Source organism: Rothia sp. HMSC061E04 (assembly GCF_001813685.1).
In the GTDB taxonomy this organism is placed as follows: Bacteria; Actinomycetota; Actinomycetes; order Actinomycetales; family Micrococcaceae; genus Rothia; species Rothia mucilaginosa.
Window position 1 is genome coordinate 68754 of sequence record NZ_KV813703.1, and the last position, 21956, is coordinate 90709.

Below are 21956 nucleotides of genomic sequence, written 5' to 3' on the forward strand. Positions count from 1 at the left end.
GGGGGGGGGGGGGGGGGGGGGGGGACATGTCTGGGGTGTGGTGTTTGGAGTTTAAAAGGCGATGCCCCCGACCCATACTATCGGGGGCATCGTGGAGTGACGGTGCGGGGTGCCGCATTCCGCGTACTCTCTTCACCGCGGGTAGATGCGGTCGTCCTTTGCCGGAATTAGGACGGCCGGCGGTGAAGTCTGGTGAACCTATCGGTGATTGCCTGCCTTCAGGAATCATGTGTGTAAGGCAGGAGGCGGTTCAAAGCTTACTTGCGGCGCGCGGTCACGAGCGCGTCGATGGAGAACTTGCCTGCGCCGCTGTATTTCGTGGTGTTGTTCATGCCTTCAAGCTTGACAAGTAAAGTTTTACACTTCAAGTAAGTCTAGTTTGTGGAGAAAAAGAGTGCAAAACAGGGGGTTTAGATGACGTTTTGTGACGGGGCTCCACGCCCTAAAACACCCGCGAACCGTCTTCCGGAGCTCAAAAAACGTGAGACCCTATAAAGAGACACAGCCACAGACGCACCCCTGCCTGAACGGGGGAGCAGAGTCAGAAAGGCACAGCATGCAGACTAAACCCTCCATCATTGCCGTCGATATGGACGGCACCTTCCTCACCGACTCCAAAACCTTCGACACCGAACGGTTCGCGCGCATCCTGCCCCGCCTGCAGGCGCATGGAATCCACTTCGTCGTGGCGAGCGGAAACACCTACGCCAAGCTGCGGGACTATATGCGCGGCTTTGAAGGGCGAGGTCTTACCTATATTGCTGAAAATGGGGCATACCTTGCTGATGAGAGCGGTCAGCTTGCCGTGCATCCCTTTGTGGAAGAGGATGTGCCGCGCATCATTGAGATAGTGCAGGGACTCGACCAGATTGGTTTGCTGATCTGTACTACCGAAGGTATCTACCTGCCTAAGGACCGCTGTGACCAGATTGTGCACATGATTCGCGGCTATTTTGAAGACACCGGTCAGGAGCTTCCCGAAACCCTCACCCTGGAGGACTTTGCGGCGTTCTTCTTCCCCGGCTCGGTCATGGTTGACTCTATTGAAGATTTTGAGGGTGCACCCATTAAATTCCCGCTGCTGACCCCGCCAAAGCAGACGCAGCAGCTGAGCGTCTACCTGCGCGAGGCTCTTCCGCAGACCGTCACCCCGATGGTGAGTGGCTTCGGTGCCATTGACCTGGTGCGTACCGGTGTCAATAAGGCGACCGGTCTGAAGGACCTATGCGAGCGTCTGGATGCTGATCCGGCGGGCATTCTTGCCTTCGGTGACGGTGAGAACGACATGGAGATGCTCCGCTACGCGGGCTGGGGTGTTGCTATGTCTAACGCCCCGGAGGTTGTGCGAACTGCTGCTGACGAGGTGATTGGCTCGAACGAGGAACAGGCAGTTCTGGAGTATCTGGAGCAGCTCCTTGATCGTTTGGAAGCTTCGCACTAGACGCTTCACAAAGAGACGCGCAGAAGCCTTTGCATGCGGGGCGGCGCGGGCCTGGGTGAACCTCAGGTAAACACCGCCCTGAAATATTCTGGCAAGGTCGCTAGAAGCCCATGCTGGTAACGAACAGCGCCCGTGAGCACAGAATCTATCCGATATAATTAACAGAATTAGTTTTGTACCCGTTTAAGGAGAGAAAGATGGCGGGAAACCCGCTTCTGAATTCAATGACGAAGAATGTCACTCAGGGTGACTCTCGTTTCGGTCGTTTTGGTGCGCAGCCGCAGCAGACCAGCCAGCAGGCGCAGTACGGTCAGCAGGCACAGTACGGTCAGCAGCAGACCTATGGCCAGTACGGTCAGCAGTATGATCAGCAGGGCTACGGCCAGAACACCTACGGCCAGCAGCCCTATGGCCAGCAGTATGGTCAGCCCCAGTACGGTCAGCAGGCACAGTACGGCCAGCCGTACGGTGAGGCTGACTACGGCGTAGCAGCCCCCACCTACTCGGAGCCCATCCCCGCCGGTGAGCGCCTGACCATGAACGATGTCTTGGTTAAGACCGGTATCAACCTGGGCCTGGTCGCTGTCGGTGCCGCTGTTGCATGGAATGCACCGGTGCTGCTGCTCCTGGGCATGGTTGGCGGTCTGGTCCTGGGTCTGGTGAACTCCTTCAAGAAGAAGGTTTCCCCGATTCTGGTCATGACCTACGCGCTCATGGAAGGTCTGCTACTCGGTGGTCTGTCCGCTGTTGTGGATATGCGCTACCCCGGCGTGGCAGTTCAGGCGGTTCTGGCAACCCTCGTGGTTGCGGGTGTGACCCTGGCTCTCTTCGCCAACGGCAAGATTCGCACCACCCCCAAGCTGAATAAGATTTTCATGATTGGTGCGCTCAGCTACCTGGGTTACGGCCTGGTGTCCATGCTGACCGCGGGTATCTTCGGTTCCTCGCTGAACAGCTTCTCTATTGGTGGTATTCCGCTGGGCCTGGTGGTTGGTCTGTTCGCTGTTGCGCTGGCAACCTACTCGCTGCTGCTGGACTTCACCACCACCTCCGAGGCTGTGGAGGCTGGCCTGCCCGAGCGTGAGTCTTGGCGCCTTGCTTTCGGCCTGACCGCTTCTCTGGTCTGGCTGTATGTTGAGATCCTGCGTGTTCTCATGTACCTGGCAAGCATCTTTAGCAACGACTAAAGCTCACTTTGAGGCGGCGGTACCGTGATGGTGCCGCCGCTTTCGCCGCTTTACTTCCCCGATGTATCGAGGCGCAGGGGAGGGGCGCAACAACATCACCACATACCGCCTCCGCTGGGGCAGCCGAAGCTGCCCCGCGCGGGCGCGACACCGATAACGAGTTGGAGACACCGTGAAAATTACACCTGTTGCAGAAGAGCATGTAGCCGAGGAGGAGCGCGGCTACCGGGTGCCTTTTGCTATGGAAGTTGCTGGTGCTTGGGCGTGGCGCATCATTATGATTGCCGGTGCCGGTTGGATCCTTTGGAAGGGCCTGGGGCACGTCTCCCTGCTGGTTATTTCTCTTCTGGTGGCTCTGCTGCTGGCGGCTCTGCTGAGCCCCGCCGTGATGCTTCTGCGTAAGAAGGGCGTTCGTGCCGGTAGCGCCGCGGCTATTGCCGAAATCGGTATGATTCTGGTGCTCGCCGGTATTATTTCGCTGACCGGTCAGCAGATTCTGCGCGGTTTTGTGTCCATGGCGGATAAGGCGATGCAGGGCTACCAGCAGCTGATTGGTTGGCTGAAGAACCTCGGCTACGAGTTCGGCGCCGACCAGATGAACCAGCTGTTGGATCAGATGGAGAGCGCTGTAACCAATAACCCCAGCTCCGTGCTGCACGGTGTGTCTCAGGTAGGTTCGACTGCGGCTGAGGTTGCGACCGGTACCCTGCTGACCTTGTTTACCCTGGTCTTCTTCCTGATGGAGGGCGAGCGTATCTGGCTGTTCGTCACCCGCCTCTTCCCGAAGGATGCGCGTGCCGCAGTCAACGGTGCGGGTCGCGCGGGCTGGAAGTCCCTGGGAGCGTACGTGCGCGTTCAGATTCTGGTGGCGGCTATTGACGCTATCGGCATCGGTATTGGTGCCGCAATCCTGGGTGTTCCGCTGGCTATCCCTCTGGGTGTATTGGTCTTCCTCGGTTCCTTCGTTCCGGTGATTGGTGCCCTCATATCTGGTGCTGTGGCTGTGCTGCTGGCGCTGGTTGCTCTGGGGCCGGTGCAGGCGCTGATTATGCTCGGTATTGTTCTGCTGGTTCAGCAGCTCGAATCCCACATTCTGCAGCCGCTCATTATGGGTAAGGCTGTTTCCCTGCACCCGCTGGCGGTTATTTTCTCGGTGGCTGGTGGCTCCATGATTTTTGGTGCGGTGGGTGCTCTGTTCGCCGTACCGACTCTGGCTGTGGTCAACTCGGTGGTGCGTTACCTGGCGAACCGTGACTGGGAGAAGGAGGCGCCTCGTGAGGAGGAGTTCCTCTTCCCGCATGAGCTGGAGCGCCGTAAGAAGGCTGAAGAGTCTGAAAAGGCGAAGGAAGCTAAGACTTCCGAAAGATCTGAAGAATCTAAGGAATCTGAGAAGGCTTAGAATTCAGTTCATTGTGATTAACCGCGGGCTAGACGCCCGCACATAAGCTAGGTGGGGGCCGTTCTTGCACTATCTGTTGAGAGTGCGGGGATGGCCCCTGCTTTATGCCGGTGCATCCTCTAAAATGGAGTGTGCACTGTGCCACCGCGCGTCTTTCAGCGTGCGGGGCTAGGTGCCGCCAGAATACGTACCTTCAGAATGGAAACCTCGTGAGCGTAGATCTCGACTCCCTGCCCGTGACCCTCACCGACATTGAACGTGCCGCAGAGCTGCTCGAAGGCGTTATTGAACGCACCCCCGTCGCTCATTCGCGTGCGCTGAGCCAGCGCCTCGGTTCCGAGGTTTTCTTTAAGTGCGAGAACCTGCAGCGTGCCGGTTCCTTCAAGGTGCGCGGTGCGTACGTGCGTATGGCGAAGCTTTCCGAGGAGGAGAAGAAGCGCGGCGTCGTGGCGGCGAGCGCGGGTAACCACGCTCAGGGTGTGGCTCTGGCGGCTGACCGTCTGGGCATTAAGGCTCGTATCTACATGCCGCTGGGTGCGGCGCTGCCGAAGATTACCGCGACCCGTGATCACGGTGCTGAGGTTGAGTTGCACGGCGTGACCGTGGATGAGGCTCTGGCGGAGGCGAAGCGCTACGCCGAAGAGACCGGCGCGGTGTTCGTGCACCCCTTCGACAATGAAGACATTATTGCCGGTCAGGGCACGATCGGTCTGGAAATCCTGGAGCAGGTTCCGAATGTTGACACCGTGATTGTGGGTGTTGGCGGCGGCGGTCTGCTGGCTGGCCTGTCCGCTGCTATCCGTGCGAAGGAGCAGAAGCTCGGCAAGAAGATCAAGATTATTGGTGTTCAGGCGGAGCACGCGGCGGCGTACCCCCTGTCGCTGGCTGCGGATGCTCTGGTGCCGCTGAAGAAGGTTTCCACCATCGCTGATGGTATTGCGGTGGGCCGCCCCGGCCAGATGCCTTTCTCCATCATCAAGGAGCTGGTGGACGATGTGGCGACCGTGAGCGAAGATGATATTGCTCGCGCCCTGATTTTCCTGATGGAACGTAACAAGCTTGTGGTGGAGCCTGCCGGTTCGGTGCCCGTGGCGGCGCTGATGAACGGCAAGCTGAAGGAAGAGTACGGCGACCTGGGTACGGTCGTGTGTGTGCTCTCCGGCGGCAATATTGACCCGATGCTGATGTTGAAGGTGATTCAGCGCGGTCTGTCTGCGGCTGGCCGTTACATGACCGTAAAGATGATGCTTTCTGACCGTCCGGGTGAGCTGGCAACCATTTCCCGCATTATCTCTGAGAACGACGCGAACGTGACCGGTGTGGACCACACCCGCGTGGGTGGCTCGCTCTCCATGGGGGATGTGTCGATTACGATCGATATGGAAACCAAGGGCATGGAGCATTGCCGCCAGGTGATTGCCGCTCTGGAGGACGCGGGTTTCAAGCCCATCATCGTCTACTAAGCCGATATATTTATTAGCCGACGAGCTGTAATAGGTGCGCCTGCGACTTATAGGCAGAACGCAAGAATAGACACAAACAGTGTGGGGCACTGACCGTTGATGGTCAGCACCCCGCACTGTTTGTTTTATATCTAGCGCTGTCTCTTAGCTCTAACTTCTTAGCCCTGGTAAGGGGTTGCGGAGATAATCTTGGCGCTCAGTTCCTTACCGTTCGGAGCGGTGTAGGTGACCTCGTCGCCCTGCTTAGCGCCCATAATTGCTGCGCCGAGGGGGGACTTCTCGGAGAAGACCTTCAGGTCGCTACCTGCCGGCAGAGTGTCCTCAATTTCGCGGGAGCCGAGTAGGAACTTCAGGGTGCGGCCGGCAACCTCAGCTTCGATAACCATGCCGTGTTCTACTACGCCGTCGTCAGCGGGAGTGTCGCCGATGTGTGCGGTTTCCAGCAGGTGCTTGAGCTGCTTGATGCGCGCTTCGTTCTTCGCCTGCTCGTCGCGTGCTGCGTGGTAGCCGCCGTTCTCGCGGAGGTCACCCTCATCGCGTGCCTGCGCGATGCGGTCAACGATTTCCTGGCGGTACGGGCCGGAGAGGTACTCCAGCTCCTGGGTGAGGCGGTCGAAGGCGTCCTGAGTGAGCCATGCACCGGTGTTTTCAGCCATGCGTGTCCTTTGCTTATGCGCCGGCTCTGCCGGTGCGAAACGAATAAACCCGCTACCGCGTGCCGCGTTCAATGCGCGGCGGTACCGGTAACGGAATGAATCAACAGACCTATTCTAGAGCACCGGAGGATTTTCGGCTGTTATGCCGGTCGTATCTTCCCCTCTGGGCACATCTTCGCCGGTACGCACGCCGGTAGCTGAACACTCCGCCAGCATCATCCTGTTTCTTGCCAGTGAATCTGCTGATATGACGGCACGTTTCACGACGTCACACGGCGTCATCTGCGCTAGTGCACCGGCGCTATCCTTGGGTATCATACGAGAAGCTACAACCGTAAAATTTCTGCCGTGTAGCGCTCGTATTCGCGAATCACAGACACATCATCGACCCCTGGCGCATCACCTAAAGGAGACCACCGTGAGCGAAGCCATTGAACAGCTGAAGGCAAACCTGCCGACTCACCCTCCCGTGGACTCCCTCAAACCGCTGGAGGAGGACTACACCGGTCTGCGCATCCTCGCGGTGCACGCCCACCCGGACGATGAGTCCTCCAAGGGCGCCGGTACCGCCTCGGCGTATATTGCCCGTGGTGCCCGCTTCATGGTGGCGACGATGACCGGCGGCGAGCGCGGTGACATCCTGAACGAGGAGGTCGATAAGAGCCCCCGTGCGCACCGTGACCTGCCGGGTCTGCGCCGCGCTGAGATGGCGGCTGCCCGCGAGATTATGGGTATTGAACACCGCTGGATTGGCTTCTTCGACTCTGGTCTGCCCGAGGGTGACCCCATGCCGCCGCTTCCCTTCGGTAGCTTTGGCACCATGCCCCTGGACCGTGCCGCCGCGCCGCTCGTGCGTCTGGTGCGTGAGTACCGCCCGCACATCATCATCACCTATGACGAAATTGGCGGCTACCCGCACCCCGACCACATCATGACCCACAAGGTTGCCGTGGAAGCATTCGAGAAGGCGGGCGACCCGGATGCCTACGTGGGTGAGGGTGAGCCCTGGACCCCGCTGAAGCTCTACTACGACCGCGCATTCAACCCCGAACGCACCCTCGCCCTGCACGAGCATCTGCTCGATACGCACGGTGAGAGCCTGCTGAGCGGCTGGATTGAGAACCTCGCGCACCGCGCCTCCTCGGGGGAGGCACCTCGCCACGAGACTACGACCCGCATCCTGGTTCACGAGCACTTTGAGCAGCGCGATCAGGCTTTGCGCGCGCACGCCTCGCAGGTGGACCCGAACGGCGTGTTCTTCGCCGTGCCCAGCGAACAGCTGAAGGACATTTGGCCCTGGGAGGACTACACGCTGGCCGCCTCGCACACTGAGGTTCAGCTGCCCGAATCTAGCCTGGACGAGGGCCTGAGCGACTACTACGTTATCTAGGCTGGGGTGCATCGCCCCGCGCGTTACAATGATGCCCTTCACCCACGATATGAGTCGTAGGTGAAGGGCATCATCCATTCTTAGGCGCGCGATGCGTGCAGCCCCTGTGCACAACCCCGAACGCCGCCACCAGATGCCACAAATTTTGAGCCGATTCTCAGCCCAACCGTGATGCCGATTGCCGCGAAGGTACGGCGCGGCGGCGTAGAATAAGAGCTTGGACTCTTTCGTTATGAGCCCGCTGAATTATCTGCCACGACAGCCGAATGAGGTATGAGCTATGAGCGCCAACGCCCTGCCCGTGATTACTGTGCACGGCCACGCCAGCAACCCCGGCACTGTCACTGAGCCTACCGTCTATGAGCAGGCTCTGGCGCGCTCGCTGAGCCCCGAATCCCTGCCGGCACATATTGGAGTGCTGGTGGACGGTAACCGCCGCTGGGCGGCTCAGCGCGGCTTGAGCACCCGTGAGGGCCACGCCGCCGGTGCGGAGCGAATTATTGATTTTCTTGCCTGGTGTACTGAGCTGTCGATTCCGCAGGTGAGCCTGTACATGCTCTCCACTGAGAACCTGAAACGCCCCGAGAAGGAACTGACCGGTCTGGTCGCTGTGATTGATGCGTTTCTGGTGCGTCTGGTGGAATCCGCCTGCGGTCCGGTGCGCGCTATCGGCAATATTGACCTAATTCCTCCTCAGCTGCACGAGCGCCTGGATTGGGCGATTGAGCAGACTGCGCACCTGCCCGGTGTTCGCGTGAACATTGCGGTCGGTTACGGCGGACGCCAGGAGATTGTGGACGCGGTCCGCTCGGTTCTGCGTGAGGCCGCCGCTGAGGGCGCATCCTTGGACTCGCTTGCTGAACAGCTGAGCGTGGAGGATATTTCTTCGCACCTGTACACTGCCGATATGCCCGACCCGGACCTGCTGATTCGCACTTCGGGTGAGCAGCGCCTGTCCGGTTTCATGACCTGGCAGAGCGCGTATTCTGAGTTTTATTTCTGCCGTGCCCTGTGGCCGGATTTCACGCGCGTTGATTTTCTGCGTGCTCTGCGGGATTACGCGAATCGTTCCCGCCGATTCGGTTCCTAGACCTTAGATGCTCTAGCGCCATCGGTGCATGTTTCTCGGCTGGCTGGTTCCTGACTAGTTGGTTCCTGGCTAGCAGTCTCTGGTAGTACAGCCTCCAGCAATACAGAATGGACGTTCTATGCTCGCTGAGCTTTCCCGCCTCTACAACGCTGGAGGCGCCTCCGTTATTGCCGCTTTGGTGCTCGGCAGCTACCTGCTGTATTTTCTGTGGTGTGCCCTGCGGCTGTGGCGTATTGACATGCGGGAGCACCGTCTGCCGCACCGCATCCTGATTCCTCTGGCTATTGCCACCTACACGGCGTTGCCGGTGTCTTTGCTTTTTGCCGGTCGCCCCGCCGATATTTGGCGTGTGATTGGTGCCGGTCTGGCACTGTGGTTCTGCTACCTGCTTCTGCGTATCCTGTCTTTTGGTACGCTGGGCCGCGGGGATGTGAAGCTTGCCGGTATTCTGGGCGGTGTGCTCGGGTACCTGTCTTGGGCGAATCTGGGGTGGGCGTCGCTGGTGACGTTCCTTGCCGGTGGTCTGGTGTCTTTGGCTCTGGTGTTGTTCACGAAGGTGCGTGGTAGCACCCGCATTGCCTTCGGTCCGTTTATGCTTCTGGGGGCGCTGGTGGCGTTGGCTGCTCCGGCGTATTCTCTGTGGTAGATTCCGAAGTAGGGTGACCGTCCGGCTAAATGGCGGGCTTGTTCTGTGTGCGGCTCGGGGCTGTTTGCTCTGCTCTCTGGCACCTATTCCCGGTAGATTTGCCGGGGCTTTTGAAAGGTTGATGTTATGCCTACTCCTCCCTATATCCGTAAGCTGCGTGAGCGGATTGGTTCGGATTACCTGTGGCTGTCCGGTGCGACGGCTGTGGTGTACCGTGAGCAGGATTCTAAGGTGCTGCTGGTGCGCCGTAGCGATAACGGGGCGTGGACCCCGATCACGGGCATTGTGGACCCGGGGGAGAGCCCCGCACTGACCTGCCTGCGTGAGGCGCAGGAGGAGGCGAACGTGCAGATTGAGGTGCTGGAGCTGGCGCAGGTGAAGGCTGACCCGCCGATGCAGTTCGGTAATGGTGACCGCTGCCAGTTCTTGGATCATACGTTCTTGTGCCGCTGGGTTTCTGGTGAGGCGAAGGTGAATGATGAGGAGTCTTCGCAGGTGCGTTGGGTGGATGTGTCTGACCCGGCGGAGCGTGCGTTGCTTTCGGAGCGGATGCTGGACCGTATTGATGCGGCGCTGAACTATGATGGCCACTGCCGTTTTGGTTTGGAGTCGGTGCCGCCGGAAGAGTACTAGACCGGCTGCTGGGGCTGAGTAAAAGCGACGAATGAGGCGTGTAGATACAGAGGGAGGGGCGACCCGCCGTCATGGCGAGTCGCCCCTCCCAGTATTTTTATGACAGTTTGTTACATGTTATTGGGTGGTTCTTCCTGTTTTTCTGTGGGAGTGGGGGACTGGAAGCCTGAATTTTGCCATGGTTTTATTTTGTTTTTGTCTTTTTTACCTTAATTTGCGTCTGTGTATCGAGTTATGAGTGGTTTGCATGAGATGCTTTATATATGACACGGGTTACATTGGGAGTGACGGCCCGTATTAGTCAGTAACCCGAGAAAGATTCGTTCACGTGATGTTCTGGTGAGCGTAGTCGCTTTCCTTTTACTCTGCCTATAAATCTTTAAGGCATGCCATTTTCTGTGAACTAGGATCATCGTGTTCATCACAATTGTTAGCAGCTATTTTGATGCGTGCTGGGAAGAGGAAAGCATGACAACACATAAAATACCCTGGAGAATCTACGTAGCCCTTATTGGCTCTCTGGTGGGTACAGGAATATATTCCTTCGCCCTACCCATTGCGATTCTCGCTAGTACAGGCGAAATTGGGCTGGCTGGCGTAATGGCGGTAGCCATGCAAATCCCCAATATCGCCTTGGCATATCCACTAGCAACCCTATCTGATAGTCTGCCTCGAAAACCTATGATTGTGATTGCCGGGGCAGTAAACATCCTCAGCATCCTTACCTTGGCGTTGATGATTGAGCAGCATATGCTGTCATGGTTCGCCATCGCCGCACTAGGATTTGTGAGCGGTGTCTTCTCTGAGCTGGCTGCTGCCTCAGAAGCAGGATATATTCCGCAGCTTCTCGGACGAGAAAACCTTCTTTCGTACAATGCACGTCGTGAAATTTGCGAGGGAATATCCGCAATCATTGCGCCCCCTACGGCAGGATTTATTGTTCTTGTCGCGGGTGCAACGGTCGGTCTTATCGTCCCGGTGCTCCTTTTCGGAGCGGCAACTATTTCATACGCAACGTTGCCATCCGTAGAGATGGAAACTAAAACTGAGCAACGCGAAACCGCACAACATGGGTTTATTCACCGCATGTTTGACGGTATCCAATACATGTTCTCCGGTGCTCCGCAGAGACTTATCCTTGTCTACACGTTCTTCTTGGCGGCAGCTACGGCATCGTATTCACTCATCATTATTTACCGCCTGTATGAGGAGCTCACTTTTGAAGCCTCAGTGGTAGGCATGATTATGGCCTGCAGCGGTATCGGTGGTATCGTCGCGGCGCTCATCATCGATCGTTTCCTCTCTTTCGAGAACACACGAGGAATGCTGCTGGTCGCCAACGTCGTATCCCTGCTCGGAATACCGCTGGTCACCATCAGCAATAACCCCGTAGTGCTCGGCGCCCTGCTCTTCATTCTGGACGTAGGATGGGCATCAGCTTTCATCTTCTCCAACAATCTGCGTGACTGCATTACACCGAATGAGCTACTGGGGCGAGCCAGCTCCCTTGACGGCGCCGTGTTTGGATTAGGAACGCTGTACTCGATGGGCGCGGTAGCACTGATGCTTGACCATCTCGGCTCCTTCAACGCTGCGCTTGTCGTCAGCATCCCGGCTGTACTCTGCCTCATCTACACGCTGGTCCACTATAAACAGTTCAAAGTGTTCAATATTGTTGAACAATAGCGAGGACCCGCTACCACCTTAATGACGGAGCAGAGAACACATACAGAGGGAGGGGCGACCCGCCGTCATGGCGAGTCGCCCCTCCCTCTATGGTTAAGCCGCGAACCTCAGGCGAGGTTCAGGCGGGTGAGATTAGAAGTTGCCCAGCATCTTGGTGACGTCCAGAGCCGCATCCAGCTGCTCCTCAGTCACTTCGCCGCGCTCCACATAACCCAGAGCCACAACTGCCTCACGGACAGTCACCTTGTGAGCCACCGAGTACTTAGCGATCTTCGCAGCAGCCTCGTAACCAATCAGCTTGTTCAGCGGGGTCACGGTCGACGGCGAAGCCTCAGCCAGGAAGCGGCAACGGTCAACGTTAGCGGTCAGACCGTCAATCATCTTCTCCGCCGAAACGCGAGAAACGTTAGCGAGCAGGCGAATCGACTGCAACAGGTTAGCAGCCATCACCGGGATACCCACGTTCAGCTCAAACGCGCCGTTAGTGGAAGACAGAGCAATGGTTGCGTCGTTACCGATAACCTGAGCGGCGACCATGATGGTAGCCTCACAAATCACGGGGTTGACCTTACCGGGCATAATCGAGGAGCCGGGCTGCAGATCGGGGATGTGCAGCTCGCCCAGGCCGGTGTTCGGGCCCGAACCCATCCAGCGGATGTCGTTGCTGATCTTCATTAGGCCGTATGCCAGGGTGCGCAGCTGACCGGAAACCTCAATCAGGCCGTCACGGTTAGCCTGAGCCTCGAAGTGGTTACGAGCCTCGGTCAGGGGCAGGCCGGTCTCCTCAGCGAGCAGCTCAATCACGCGAGCGGAGAAGCCGTCCGGGGTGTTAATGCCGGTACCCACAGCGGTACCGCCCAGGGGAACCTCAGCCACGCGGGGCAGGGAAGCGTTCACACGCTCAATGCCGTAACGCACGGTTGCGGCGTAGCCGGAGAACTCCTGGCCCAGGGTGATGGGGGTTGCGTCCATCAGGTGGGTACGACCGGACTTCACAACGTCCTTGAATTCAACGGACTTGCGCTCCAGGGACTCAGCGAGCACCTCGAGAGCGGGAATCAGGTCCTTCACCAGAGCCTCGGTCACAGCAACGTGCACGGAGGTGGGGAAGACGTCGTTGGAGGACTGGGATGCGTTCACGTGGTCGTTGGGGTGAACCTCAATGCCCTTGGACTCCAGGGAGCGGGTTGCCAGGGTTGCCAGAACCTCGTTCGCGTTCATGTTCGAGGAGGTACCGGAACCGGTCTGGAAGACGTCAATGGGGAAGTGGGCGTCGTACTTACCGGTTGCTACCAGATCCGCTGCGTCGCGGATAGCCTGGGCGCGCTCAGCGTCGAGCACCTTGAGTTCCTCATTGGCGGTCGCGGCTGCCTTCTTCACGAGGGCAAGCGCACGAATATGGGCGGATTCGAGGGTCTGACCCGAAATCGGGAAGTTCTCGACTGCGCGCTGGGTCTGTGCACGGTAGAGTGCATCAGCCGGAACGCGAACTTCGCCCATGGTGTCATGTTCAATGCGGTATTCAATGTTTTCAGCCATACCTCTAGGATAGGCGTTCAAAGTGGCTTACGTCGCCTCGAAAAGGTGTCAAAAGAGGAAAAACGCTCATAAATTTTGCGGCGCGAGAAGGCGCAGAAAAACCCCGCCCCCGGCAGATGTGCGAACACGCTACCGTGGCGGGGGTATCCCATAGAAAAATCTGTTGTTAAGTGCGAGCGTGTGGGTTCTCGCACTAAGGATCGTAACGAGCAGAGAAGAAGAAGTTTAGTCCAGGTTCTCGGCAACCACAACGCGCGGGGGAGTCTTCACGACCACCGGAAGTGTCTGGGTCGGCGGGTTCTGCGTGTCGTTCTTCTCCTCCGGCAGGGTGAGGTCCTGCGAACTGAACACCAGCTCCGCCTTACCCTCCTTCAGATGGTAGAAGACACCAATCACGGCGACCTTACCCTCAACCACTGCATCCGAAATGATGTGGGACTGCTCAATAATGCGGATAGCGGTCTGGCGGGTATGCTCACGCACCATGTCGTTGACGGTCGGGTTCTCCGGCAGCTTCGGAGACATTGCCGAAGGCAGGATGTGCTGGACCAGGTTACGGATGAAGCCGTGCGGCATCTCGCCGGAGTCTAGCGCATTGCTAGCGGCAGTGACCGCACCACAGGAGTCGTGGCCAAGAACCATCACGACAGGGGTCTCAAACTCTTCGACCGCATATTCGAGCGAACCAAGAGCAGCATTCTCCAGCACATGGCCGGCGGTGCGAACCACGAACGCGTCGCCCAAGCCGAGATCAAAAATAATCTCTGCCGCAAGGCGGGAGTCACCGCAGCCAAAGATTGAAGCAAAGGGGAACTGGCCGGCGGCTAGGTCGGTGCGGCGGATAGTGTCCTGGTTGGGGTGCTCGTTGCTGCCCTCAATAAAACGACGGTTGCCGTCTCGAAGACGCTTCCACGCTTCTGCGGGGGTCGGTTGAATACCAGCCATGTGATGCTCCTTAGCGGACAGGGACAGGAACTCGTATATGCTCACCCGCTCGTTTCTGTGGGCGGCGGTGGGGAAGCTTCAATCGCTCATGCTGAAGCTCAAGTTGGTTCCGGGGTCCCGCGAAATAACCTATCTCAAATATGCCTTAAAAATGCAAAAAATAGCTAGTTTGGCACGCCTTCCCGTGCCTAAAGGCACAAAAAGAGGCGTAAAGAGAGATGAAGCCCTCACAGATTTGCCGCATCTGCTCACGATAAAGTCAACACGCACGCAAACTCGTTCAGAACAAGAAAAACGAAGCGCCCGCGCGCTATCCTGAAAGGAGCACTACTGCGTCGGCGACTTCGTGCTGGAAAGAACCAGCCAGCCGACGGTGTATTCAGAATCCTCGAAGGTGAGTCTATGACTACGAACAACAATCACGGCGATCGCAACCTTGCAATGGAACTGGTCCGCGCGACCGAAGCTGCAGCAATTGCTGCAGGTCCCTGGGTTGGCGCAGGCGAAAAGAACCTCGCAGATGGTGCAGCCGTAGACGCAATGCGTTACCGCCTCTCCACCGTCAGCTTCAACGGCACCGTCGTCATTGGTGAAGGCGAAAAGGACCAGGCCCCCATGCTGTACAACGGCGAGAGCGTAGGCGATGGCTCCGGTCCCTCCCTCGACGTGGCGGTTGACCCCATCGACGGTACCCGCCTGACCGCTCTGGGCATGGACAACGCCCTCTCCGTGATTGCTGTAGCAGACGGTGGCACCATGTTCGACCCCTCCGCAGTGTTCTACATGGAGAAGCTGGTCACCGGCCCCGAAGCTGCAGAATTCGTCGACCTGCGCCTGCCCGTCAAGCAGAACCTGCACCTGGTCGCTAAGGCAAAGGGTAAGAAGGTTAGCGAGCTGACCGTATGCGTGCTGGACCGTCCCCGCCACGCCAAGCTGATTCAGGAGATTCGCGAGGCAGGCGCCCGTACCCGCATCATCCTCGACGGTGACGTCGCTGGCGCTATCGCAGCCTGCCGCGAAAACACTGGCGTGGACCTCATGCTGGGCACCGGCGGCACCCCCGAAGGCGTTGTCGCAGCATGCGCTATCAAGGCAACCGGTGGCGTCATCCAGGGCCGCCTGGCACCGACCGACGAGGCAGAGCGTGAAAAGGCACTGGAAGCCGGCCACGACCTCGACCGCGTGCTGACCACCAACGACCTGGTCACCAGCGACAACTGCTTCTTCGCCGCAACCGGTATCACCGACGGCAAGCTGCTGCGCGGCGTGCGCTACAGCAAGAACGTTGTGACCACCCAGTCGCTGGTTATGCGTTCCTCCTCAGGCACCGTGCGTACCGTTGAGGCAGAGCACCGCCTCTCCCGCCTGCGCGAGATTCTCTCACACACCAAGAGCCCCGAAGAGCAGTAATCTTCGAAGGGCAGTAATCTTCGCCACCGCAAGGGCTGAGGAGCCGCACTAAGACTCCTCAAACATTGCACATACATACACAGAGGGAGCCGCCCCCACCGAAGAACTCGGTGAGGGCGGCTCCCTCCGTATATTTAGCTTTTAGTTCTCAGGATACGCCCCAGTAGCGGTGCGCCTGAACCCGTTAGCGAGAGCGGAAAGACTGAACCTTCGCCTTCGCCTTCGACACAGCATCACGAACAGCCGGACGAGCCTTGTACGCCAGCGTGTAGGCGCGGTAACCCAAAGAAGTTACCGGAACATCCCAGGTACCCGGGTACTCCACCGACTCGCCGCCAAAGGACTTCTTGAACTTGGTGAAACCAGCCCATTCGTGGTCCGGCTGATCCTCCGGCGCAATGCCGAAGAGGTCAACGTACTTCAGGCCTTTACGCTTAGCGTCCAGGATAAAGTTCGTCACTACCGGAATACCCGCGGACAGGCGACGGTGCTCAAAAGAAGCCGCCGCATGCGCGTAGGTGCGGGTGTCATCCGAATCGTACACAAACGCCGCCGCAATCGGGGTGCTCTCACCGTTCTCATCGGTCAGCTTTGCAATGTACAGGGATGCCGCACCGGCGGGCATCAGCACGCGAGCAACCTGCATCAGGTACTCATCCTGCTGACGGTTAAAACCATTACGGTCCGCAGTCTCATCCAAGAACGCGAACAGAATCGACAAATCTTCAGGATTCGTCGACACCTCAATGGTCACGCCCTTCTTGTGGATATTGCGGTGCAGATTGCGGTTATTGGACTTCATGCCCTTGAGGATCTCGTCCTCAGAGCCCGAAAGATCAATAATCTGAGTGTGCGAAGGCTGCACCTGGCGAGGAGCCAAAACCGAGCCGCGACGAGCCAAGAAAGTAGCCGCATCCTGATCGCCCCAAATAGCGGATTCAGTCGGCTCAATGCGAACAAACAGGCAACGAAGCTTTGCAGCCTCTTCCTTCAACGACGCGAGAGCCTCATCAAAAGCCACAGCACTGGAGGCAACCGGTCCGTACGGGCTGTACAGGTAGCGGCCGGTAGCGCCGCCCTCAACGGTCGCAAGGTACGACCAGCCGTTACCGCTCTTACGGATCACGGTGTGACCATTAGATTCCTGAAAACGTGCCCAAATATCGGACTGAAGAATATTGCTCATCCTTCTAGTGTATCCGAGCTTAGGGAACGTAAGCCTGGGGCTCCGACGAAGCCTCGGGAGCGGAAGCGGGGCGGGGTGCGGAGGAGCTCTCCTCCGCCTCACGCTCAGCGGCTGCCTTAGCCTTCGCCTCGGCAACGCGGGTGCGCAGAGCTGCTCCCTTGTCCATTGCGGTCTGGCGCAAATCCTGAGAGAACTGACGCAAATCAGCGTGAACCTGCTGAGCAAATGCATCGGTACCCGAACCCAAAATACGCAGAGCCAGCAGACCCGCATTGCGAGCACCGTTAATGGAGACGGTAGCTACCGGAACACCAGCGGGCATCTGAACAATCGACAGCAGCGAATCCATACCCTCGAGGTTCTTCAGGCGTACCGGAACACCAATCACGGGCAACGCGGTGACGGAAGCGAGCATACCGGGCAGGTGAGCGGCCCCGCCGGCACCGGCAATAATCACGCGAATACCGCGGCTGTGAGCCTTCTTGCCGTACTCAATCATGTCCTCGGGCATGCGGTGTGCAGAAACAACATCAGCCTCGTAAGGGATGCCGAACTCGTCCAGAACCTCGGCTGCGGCCTCCATGACCGACCAATCCGAATCCGAACCCATCACAATGCCAACAATGGGCTGGGAAGAATCATAGGGAGACTGAGACATAATCCTCATATCCTTTCAGGATGCGGTGGCGAACCACCATCAACAGGGTGCGTCGGATACGCAGGATGCTCTCACCCCACGCACCGGCTAAAACAGGGGCTACAGGGGGCGGCCGTCACGCAAAATGGAGGCGGCATTCGCGGCGCTATGGCGCAGCGCCTCAAGCTCAGCCACCGTGCCAGAAATATTCACGTGACCAATCTTGCGGCCCGGACGAGTCTCCTTGCCGTAGAAGTGGATCTTTGCGCGCGGTTCAGCCGAAAGCGCCAGCGGGTAGACACCGAAAATGTCTTCGTTCTCGCCGCCCAGATAGTTCTTCATTACGGCAACACCCTCCAGCACGGAGGTATCACCCAGCGGCAGGTCGAGTACCGCACGCAGGTGCTGCTCGAACTGGCTGGTCACCGAGCCGTCCTGAGTCCAGTGGCCGGTGTTGTGCGGGCGCATCGCCAGCTCGTTGATGTAGAAGCCCGCGGGGGAGCCGGGCACCTCAAACATCTCAACAGCCATTACGCCGGTCACGCCCAGCTCGGAGGCAATGGTCACCGCAGCGGCCGCGGCAGCCTCAGCGATCTCGGGGTCCAGGTCCTGTGCGGGTGCAATGACCTCATCACAGATGGAGTTCACCTGGATGGTCTCAACAACCGGCCAGGGGCGCACCTCGCCGCTTTCACGGCGAGCCACCAGCGCGGAGAGTTCACGGGTAAAAGGAACCTTCTCCTCGGCAAGCAGAGCCGAGAAATCAGTGCGGGAAGGCAGCTGCTCGAACCATTCGGCGCTGCGCTCGCGAGCCTCCTCGGGGGAATCCAGAACGAGTACGCCCTTGCCGTCGTAGCCGCCGCGCGGGGTTTTCAGCACTACGGGCCAGCCAATTTCATCGCCGAAGGCGAGCAGTTCGTCCAGGGTAGAAACCTTAGCCCAGCGGGGGTTCGGCAGGCCCAGACGCTCAACGGCAGTGCGCATCAGGAGCTTGTCCTGAGCGTACTGGAGAGCTTCGGGACGGGGCTGAACATTCACACCCTCCGCCATGAGGGTGCGCAGAAATTCGGTGGGCACATGCTCATGGTCGAAAGTGATGACATCCTTGCCGCGAGCAAATTCGCGGAGGGTGTCCAGATCTTTGTAGTCCCCGACGGGTGCGGTACGTACCGCTGCCACGGCGCCAACGGTGGGCGCCTCCGCGAGAATCTGCAGGTTCAGGCCAAGGTTAGTTGCTACGGGAGCCATCATGCGGGCCAGCTGGCCTCCGCCGATGACGCCAATTACGGGTCCAGTCACAGGGTAAGTCACATCACCTAAGTGTACCGGGTTCGGAGATCCTGTGGGAGCAAGACCACAATAAGGTCACAGAATAAGTTCAATGGGGATGCGGAGCCCAATATTTGGGCGTGAATACCGGAAGAAATCGTAAAAACCTGCCTTCTGCGCGGCCGGGGAGAGAGGAAACTATCAGCGCATGATGAAAAGAATCCACCCGGTAGCTGAGAGGTCTATGGAAAAACTCCCAAAGGGACAAACAACGCACCGGGACTGTATTAACATATAAGAGCTTGTAAAAGAGGCCGAAGCACCACGCAGTGACAACGTAACCAACGCTCACCGTCGCAGCATTGGCACCTTTTTCCCGATAAATCTCCGCTAGATAGGTCCCGCATGAGCGCACAGACGAAACCGACCCTCACCGAACGCTTGAAATCCCTCTGGGACAGCTACGGTATTGAGGTTCTCAAATTCGGTACCGTGGGCGGTGCAGCCTTCATCGTGAACTCTGTGACGGTGTGGGTGCTGATGATGACCATCATGTCGGAGTCCCACACCAAGGCGAAGGTCGTTGCAAGTATTGTCGCAACTATCTTCTCCTGGCTCATGAACCGACTGTGGACCTTCCGCGACTCCCGCTCCGAAAACTGGAAGCGTGAAGCGGTCGAATTCGGTCTGGTCAACCTGCTCGGTATTCTCGTTGAAGCAGGCTGTGTGGCATTCAGCACCTACGTGCTGAACCTGCGCACCCCCGAGGCGTCCTTCATCTCCGGTACGATCATCGGTACCATTCTGGGCACCATTCTTCGCTACTTCCTCTACCGCTTCTGGGTATACGGTTCGCACCGCCAGAAGGTTGAAGCGGGCGAAGGTACCGACCACGAGGAGCTCGGCCGTATGTTTGATGAGGCCGCCGCCATTCTTGACGGCGAAGAACCTGCAGCACGTAAGGCAACCTCTGAAGCAACTGCACCTGAGGTACAGTCGAAGCCGGGCTCGCAGAACTCCTAAGCTCCTCGGATTGAACTCCTCAGATTGTAGAAGTAGCTTAGTTAGAACGTGGTATAACGATTCATCCCCCGACACGAACGGTGTCGGGGGATGAATCGTTTAAAGACCTATATGTTTGTTCGCGCTCCGTATGATTGGTAGCTTTCCGTGTGATTTTTCAGGCAACAGGGGAGGGATGCTATGCGTGGGGAATCTCCGCCGCACGCTCGGCAACCATCAAAGACGCCAGCTGCTCATCCTGCCAGTTGACGCTCGGGTCAGCCACAAACACCGCATGGCCCGAGACCAAAATAGCTAGCACCTCCAGCAGGGCGTTCAGGGTCGCCTCCGAGGCATCAAAACCGTAGTCGGGGCTCAACTCCAAAGCGAGCGCACGCTGCCTCGAAGGTAGCGTATAGCCCACCGTACGATAGGCCTGTGCCTGCGTGAGAGCCTGCTCGTAGGCTTCCGCGTAGCTGAAACCCTCAATGATTTCTGCCGAACCATCGGGAAGCAGGCCCGAGTACTGATCGCCAAAGCTACGCACCAGAGCGCAGTAATCGAGCACCTCCTCGGCGTGCGGAGCCAGTGCCTGCAGATCGCCGGTGTAGGAAAGCGCCAGCGGTGCACGGTCAACCGCCAGAAGGTACGCGGAGTCATTTGTATAGCTCGCCTCCTGCTCGGTGCAGACCGCGGCAACCAGCGGCTCATCCTGATCGAGGAGAGCACCCACGCGCAGCGCCGCCAGGCCCAGAACAATAGTACGCCAGTGCAGGGGAGCCTGAAGATCAAAACCCTCGCCGGGCGCCAGTTCACATTCTTCAACTAGCAGGTTTGCGCTCTTATCTACCCAGTTCATGAGGACCCTGCCGGAGAGTTCAATGCGCTCGCCGTTTGCCGAGTACCAGATGAGGGCGGGGGTCTGCTGGCTGCTGAGCTTCTCAAAGAAGCGGTTCAGAGTTGTAGGCACGGATGCGCCGGTGGGGGAGAGAGTAACCATGGGTTTCACTCTACCGCACCGGGGGTGGAGCGGTCAGGGAGAATGCGCTCGGTACTAAAAGATGCAAAGGTAAAGTAAAAACGCCTAAGGGTGCCCTAAAAACCTAATGGTTCAAAATGTTTGACAGTCCTAAAGCCTCATTTTGGTAATGTGGTATAAAAATAAGTTGGAAATGTAAATGCTTCGCAATGCCTCGGAAAAATATTCAGAAACTGCATAGTGAAAAAGATAAGTTTTCCTTATCTAATTATTAGATTCTTTCCCCGAGCTTGAGATGGGATGGGTGAGGGTGGTCGCCGTAAGCCCTTATATTTGCAATCAGGATGCGAAATTTGCAGGCGGTGGAAACTAACCCTGGAGAAGGGGAAACTTGAGGTGCTCTTTAGGTGTGAGTGAGGGCAAGTGGCATGCTTGAAAATATATAAAGGTCAAATTTACATTAAATATGACGCCCCTAACACATACATCTAAATATTGTTTAAGTCTAGTTTGACGAAACGGCGTGTCGCACGTCTAATAGATATATAAGCGTGTTTGCTCTGGAAGGGACAGTAGAGGCCAAGGCAAACCATGCCATACCATACACACTAAGATTCCGTCCACGACGGATCCGCAGACTCATTAAGCTCACAATGAGAACACAGAAGGAAAACCCATGGGCTCCTACATTGCATCGGACCGCTCCATCGCGGCCGCGCGCGCATCAGGCGCTCAGCACCGTAGCATGAATCCCACTCAATCTCTCGAAAAAGCCTCCGACGCCTTTCTCGCAGACGCAGAACGAAACATGCCTGCCTGCACCGACGTATGGACCGCAGCGGCAGGGTGCTACGGAACCGAAGGCGAAGACGGAGAACTCGCCTGGCAAGCTGAAGCACTCTGCGCCCAGACCGATCCCGAAGCCTTCTTCCCCGAGAAGGGCGGCTCCACCCGAGATGCCAAAAGGGTATGCGGTGTATGCCCCGTGCGCGAAGAATGTCTACAATATGCAATGGACAATGACGAGCGCTTCGGAATCTGGGGCGGGCTGTCAGAACGTGAACGCCGCCGACTGCGCAAGCAGGCGAGCTAAGCCAGGAAGGTACCACCCACATGCAGACCGCACGACTGTGCTCCCGCCAAACCTGCCAGCGAGAGGCGACTGTTACTCTCCACTACTCCTACGCAGACTCCACGGCAATCATTGACGCACTCTCAGAATTCCGCGAACCCCACGCCTACGACCTCTGCGACGAACACGCCGCACGGCTGACGGCACCGCAGGGTTGGCGAGTGGTCTACAAGGTACCCGTCCAGGGTTCGGACACCACCGAATCCTAGAATTCGAACCCAAGAATTTAAACACCCGAATGCAAAGAACCTTCCGCGAATTCATGC

General features: G+C 58.0%; 21 protein-coding genes. 14 read left to right on the forward strand and 7 right to left on the reverse strand.

Annotation, left to right across the window (positions count from 1 at the left end; translation table 11 throughout):
- Positions 1 to 556: 556 nt before the first annotated feature.
- The 4 genes from HMPREF2927_RS05465 to ilvA all read left to right on the forward strand — a co-directional run bounded on the left by HMPREF2927_RS05465 (position 557) and on the right by ilvA (position 5490).
- Positions 557 to 1441 (forward strand): Cof-type HAD-IIB family hydrolase, encoded by an 885-nt coding sequence (locus HMPREF2927_RS05465; protein ID WP_070686240.1) that lies wholly within the window; start codon positions 557 to 559, stop codon positions 1439 to 1441.
- Positions 1442 to 1638: 197 nt separating this feature from the next.
- On the forward strand, positions 1639 to 2628 hold the full coding sequence (locus HMPREF2927_RS05470; protein ID WP_044150729.1) for a Bax inhibitor-1/YccA family protein: 990 nt from the start codon (positions 1639 to 1641) through the stop codon (positions 2626 to 2628).
- A gap of 172 nt (positions 2629 to 2800) precedes the next feature.
- Positions 2801 to 4027, forward strand: a complete 1227-nt coding sequence (locus HMPREF2927_RS05475; RefSeq protein WP_070686242.1) for an AI-2E family transporter — start codon at positions 2801 to 2803, stop codon at positions 4025 to 4027.
- Between the two features lie 209 nt (positions 4028 to 4236).
- On the forward strand, positions 4237 to 5490 hold the full coding sequence (gene ilvA / locus HMPREF2927_RS05480) for a threonine ammonia-lyase (RefSeq protein WP_070686244.1): 1254 nt from the start codon (positions 4237 to 4239) through the stop codon (positions 5488 to 5490).
- Between the two features lie 158 nt (positions 5491 to 5648).
- Here ilvA and greA read toward each other — a convergent pair whose 3' ends face one another.
- Positions 5649 to 6146 carry a transcription elongation factor GreA gene (greA, locus tag HMPREF2927_RS05485; RefSeq protein WP_044150727.1) on the reverse strand — a complete coding sequence of 166 codons (498 nt, stop codon included), beginning with the start codon at positions 6144 to 6146 and terminating at the stop codon, positions 5649 to 5651.
- Between the two features lie 418 nt (positions 6147 to 6564).
- Between greA and mca the strand changes: the two genes are divergently transcribed.
- From mca to HMPREF2927_RS05510, 5 genes are all read left to right on the forward strand, one after another.
- Positions 6565 to 7536: a mycothiol conjugate amidase Mca gene (mca, locus tag HMPREF2927_RS05490; RefSeq protein ID WP_070686246.1), complete on the forward strand. Its 972-nt coding sequence runs from the start codon at positions 6565 to 6567 to the stop codon at positions 7534 to 7536.
- A 280-nt stretch (positions 7537 to 7816) separates the two neighbouring features.
- The gene (uppS, locus tag HMPREF2927_RS05495) at positions 7817 to 8626 is read left to right on the forward strand and encodes a polyprenyl diphosphate synthase (protein ID WP_070686248.1); all 810 of its coding nucleotides are present in this window, start codon (positions 7817 to 7819) and stop codon (positions 8624 to 8626) included.
- 118 nt (positions 8627 to 8744) lie between these two features.
- Positions 8745 to 9272 (forward strand): prepilin peptidase, encoded by a 528-nt coding sequence (locus HMPREF2927_RS05500; protein WP_070686250.1) that lies wholly within the window; start codon positions 8745 to 8747, stop codon positions 9270 to 9272.
- Positions 9273 to 9398: 126 nt separating this feature from the next.
- Positions 9399 to 9905 (forward strand): NUDIX hydrolase, encoded by a 507-nt coding sequence (locus HMPREF2927_RS05505; RefSeq protein WP_005506863.1) that lies wholly within the window; start codon positions 9399 to 9401, stop codon positions 9903 to 9905.
- Positions 9906 to 10319: 414 nt separating this feature from the next.
- Entirely contained in the window at positions 10320 to 11591 is a 1272-nt protein-coding gene (locus HMPREF2927_RS05510) for an MFS transporter (RefSeq protein ID WP_233992220.1), read from the forward strand.
- A 132-nt stretch (positions 11592 to 11723) separates the two neighbouring features.
- Here HMPREF2927_RS05510 and HMPREF2927_RS05515 read toward each other — a convergent pair whose 3' ends face one another.
- Both HMPREF2927_RS05515 and HMPREF2927_RS05520 read right to left on the reverse strand, forming a co-directional pair.
- Positions 11724 to 13130: a class II fumarate hydratase gene (locus tag HMPREF2927_RS05515; protein WP_060823847.1), complete on the reverse strand. Its 1407-nt coding sequence runs from the start codon at positions 13128 to 13130 to the stop codon at positions 11724 to 11726.
- Between the two features lie 225 nt (positions 13131 to 13355).
- Complete coding sequence (locus HMPREF2927_RS05520) at positions 13356 to 14075, reverse strand: carbonic anhydrase (protein ID WP_070686252.1); 720 nt, start codon at positions 14073 to 14075, stop codon at positions 13356 to 13358.
- 37 nt (positions 14076 to 14112) lie between these two features.
- On the opposite strand from HMPREF2927_RS05520, the gene HMPREF2927_RS05525 reads away from it, so the two are divergent.
- On the forward strand, positions 14113 to 14394 hold the full coding sequence (locus tag HMPREF2927_RS05525) for a hypothetical protein (protein WP_070686254.1): 282 nt from the start codon (positions 14113 to 14115) through the stop codon (positions 14392 to 14394).
- Between the two features lie 83 nt (positions 14395 to 14477).
- On the forward strand, positions 14478 to 15485 hold the full coding sequence (gene glpX / locus HMPREF2927_RS05530) for a class II fructose-bisphosphatase (RefSeq protein WP_070686256.1): 1008 nt from the start codon (positions 14478 to 14480) through the stop codon (positions 15483 to 15485).
- Between the two features lie 184 nt (positions 15486 to 15669).
- On the opposite strand, the gene HMPREF2927_RS05535 is transcribed toward glpX, so the two are convergent.
- The 3 genes from HMPREF2927_RS05535 to HMPREF2927_RS05545 all read right to left on the reverse strand — a co-directional run bounded on the left by HMPREF2927_RS05535 (position 15670) and on the right by HMPREF2927_RS05545 (position 18619).
- A complete protein-coding gene (locus HMPREF2927_RS05535) occupies positions 15670 to 16671 on the reverse strand; it encodes a lipid II:glycine glycyltransferase FemX (protein WP_070686258.1) in 1002 nt (333 codons plus the stop codon).
- A 19-nt stretch (positions 16672 to 16690) separates the two neighbouring features.
- The gene (gene purE / locus HMPREF2927_RS05540; RefSeq protein ID WP_049350050.1) at positions 16691 to 17329 is read right to left on the reverse strand and encodes a 5-(carboxyamino)imidazole ribonucleotide mutase; all 639 of its coding nucleotides are present in this window, start codon (positions 17327 to 17329) and stop codon (positions 16691 to 16693) included.
- Positions 17330 to 17428: 99 nt separating this feature from the next.
- A complete protein-coding gene (locus HMPREF2927_RS05545) occupies positions 17429 to 18619 on the reverse strand; it encodes a 5-(carboxyamino)imidazole ribonucleotide synthase (protein WP_070686260.1) in 1191 nt (396 codons plus the stop codon).
- Positions 18620 to 18982: 363 nt separating this feature from the next.
- Between HMPREF2927_RS05545 and HMPREF2927_RS05550 the strand changes: the two genes are divergently transcribed.
- The gene (locus tag HMPREF2927_RS05550) at positions 18983 to 19600 is read left to right on the forward strand and encodes a GtrA family protein (protein ID WP_070686262.1); all 618 of its coding nucleotides are present in this window, start codon (positions 18983 to 18985) and stop codon (positions 19598 to 19600) included.
- Positions 19601 to 19778: 178 nt separating this feature from the next.
- Here HMPREF2927_RS05550 and HMPREF2927_RS05555 read toward each other — a convergent pair whose 3' ends face one another.
- Complete coding sequence (locus HMPREF2927_RS05555; protein ID WP_070686264.1) at positions 19779 to 20579, reverse strand: TIGR03089 family protein; 801 nt, start codon at positions 20577 to 20579, stop codon at positions 19779 to 19781.
- Between the two features lie 655 nt (positions 20580 to 21234).
- On the opposite strand from HMPREF2927_RS05555, the gene HMPREF2927_RS05560 reads away from it, so the two are divergent.
- Together HMPREF2927_RS05560 and HMPREF2927_RS05565 are read left to right on the forward strand one after the other, a co-directional pair.
- Entirely contained in the window at positions 21235 to 21651 is a 417-nt protein-coding gene (locus HMPREF2927_RS05560; RefSeq protein ID WP_070686266.1) for a WhiB family transcriptional regulator, read from the forward strand.
- 20 nt (positions 21652 to 21671) lie between these two features.
- Positions 21672 to 21899 carry a DUF3499 family protein gene (locus HMPREF2927_RS05565; RefSeq protein WP_070686268.1) on the forward strand — a complete coding sequence of 76 codons (228 nt, stop codon included), beginning with the start codon at positions 21672 to 21674 and terminating at the stop codon, positions 21897 to 21899.
- The last annotated feature ends 57 nt before the right edge of the window (positions 21900 to 21956 follow it).

Excerpts from the sequence above, each read along its gene's own strand:
- HMPREF2927_RS05465 (WP_070686240.1), top strand. The coding sequence starts at position 557 with ATGCAGACTAAACCCTCCATCATTGCCGTCGATATGGACGGCACCTTC.
- HMPREF2927_RS05470 (WP_044150729.1), top strand. The coding sequence starts at position 1,639 with ATGGCGGGAAACCCGCTTCTGAATTCAATGACGAAGAATGTCACTCAG.
- greA (WP_044150727.1), bottom strand. The coding sequence starts at position 6,146 with ATGGCTGAAAACACCGGTGCATGGCTCACTCAGGACGCCTTCGACCGC.
- uppS (WP_070686248.1), top strand. The coding sequence starts at position 7,817 with ATGAGCGCCAACGCCCTGCCCGTGATTACTGTGCACGGCCACGCCAGC.
- HMPREF2927_RS05500 (WP_070686250.1), top strand. The coding sequence starts at position 8,745 with ATGCTCGCTGAGCTTTCCCGCCTCTACAACGCTGGAGGCGCCTCCGTT.
- HMPREF2927_RS05505 (WP_005506863.1), top strand. The coding sequence starts at position 9,399 with ATGCCTACTCCTCCCTATATCCGTAAGCTGCGTGAGCGGATTGGTTCG.
- HMPREF2927_RS05515 (WP_060823847.1), bottom strand. The coding sequence starts at position 13,130 with ATGGCTGAAAACATTGAATACCGCATTGAACATGACACCATGGGCGAA.
- HMPREF2927_RS05520 (WP_070686252.1), bottom strand. The coding sequence starts at position 14,075 with ATGGCTGGTATTCAACCGACCCCCGCAGAAGCGTGGAAGCGTCTTCGA.
- HMPREF2927_RS05525 (WP_070686254.1), top strand. The coding sequence starts at position 14,113 with ATGCTCACCCGCTCGTTTCTGTGGGCGGCGGTGGGGAAGCTTCAATCG.
- glpX (WP_070686256.1), top strand. The coding sequence starts at position 14,478 with ATGACTACGAACAACAATCACGGCGATCGCAACCTTGCAATGGAACTG.
- HMPREF2927_RS05535 (WP_070686258.1), bottom strand. The coding sequence starts at position 16,671 with ATGAGCAATATTCTTCAGTCCGATATTTGGGCACGTTTTCAGGAATCT.
- purE (WP_049350050.1), bottom strand. The coding sequence starts at position 17,329 with ATGTCTCAGTCTCCCTATGATTCTTCCCAGCCCATTGTTGGCATTGTG.
- HMPREF2927_RS05550 (WP_070686262.1), top strand. The coding sequence starts at position 18,983 with ATGAGCGCACAGACGAAACCGACCCTCACCGAACGCTTGAAATCCCTC.
- HMPREF2927_RS05555 (WP_070686264.1), bottom strand. The coding sequence starts at position 20,579 with ATGGTTACTCTCTCCCCCACCGGCGCATCCGTGCCTACAACTCTGAAC.
- HMPREF2927_RS05560 (WP_070686266.1), top strand. The coding sequence starts at position 21,235 with ATGGGCTCCTACATTGCATCGGACCGCTCCATCGCGGCCGCGCGCGCA.
- HMPREF2927_RS05565 (WP_070686268.1), top strand. The coding sequence starts at position 21,672 with ATGCAGACCGCACGACTGTGCTCCCGCCAAACCTGCCAGCGAGAGGCG.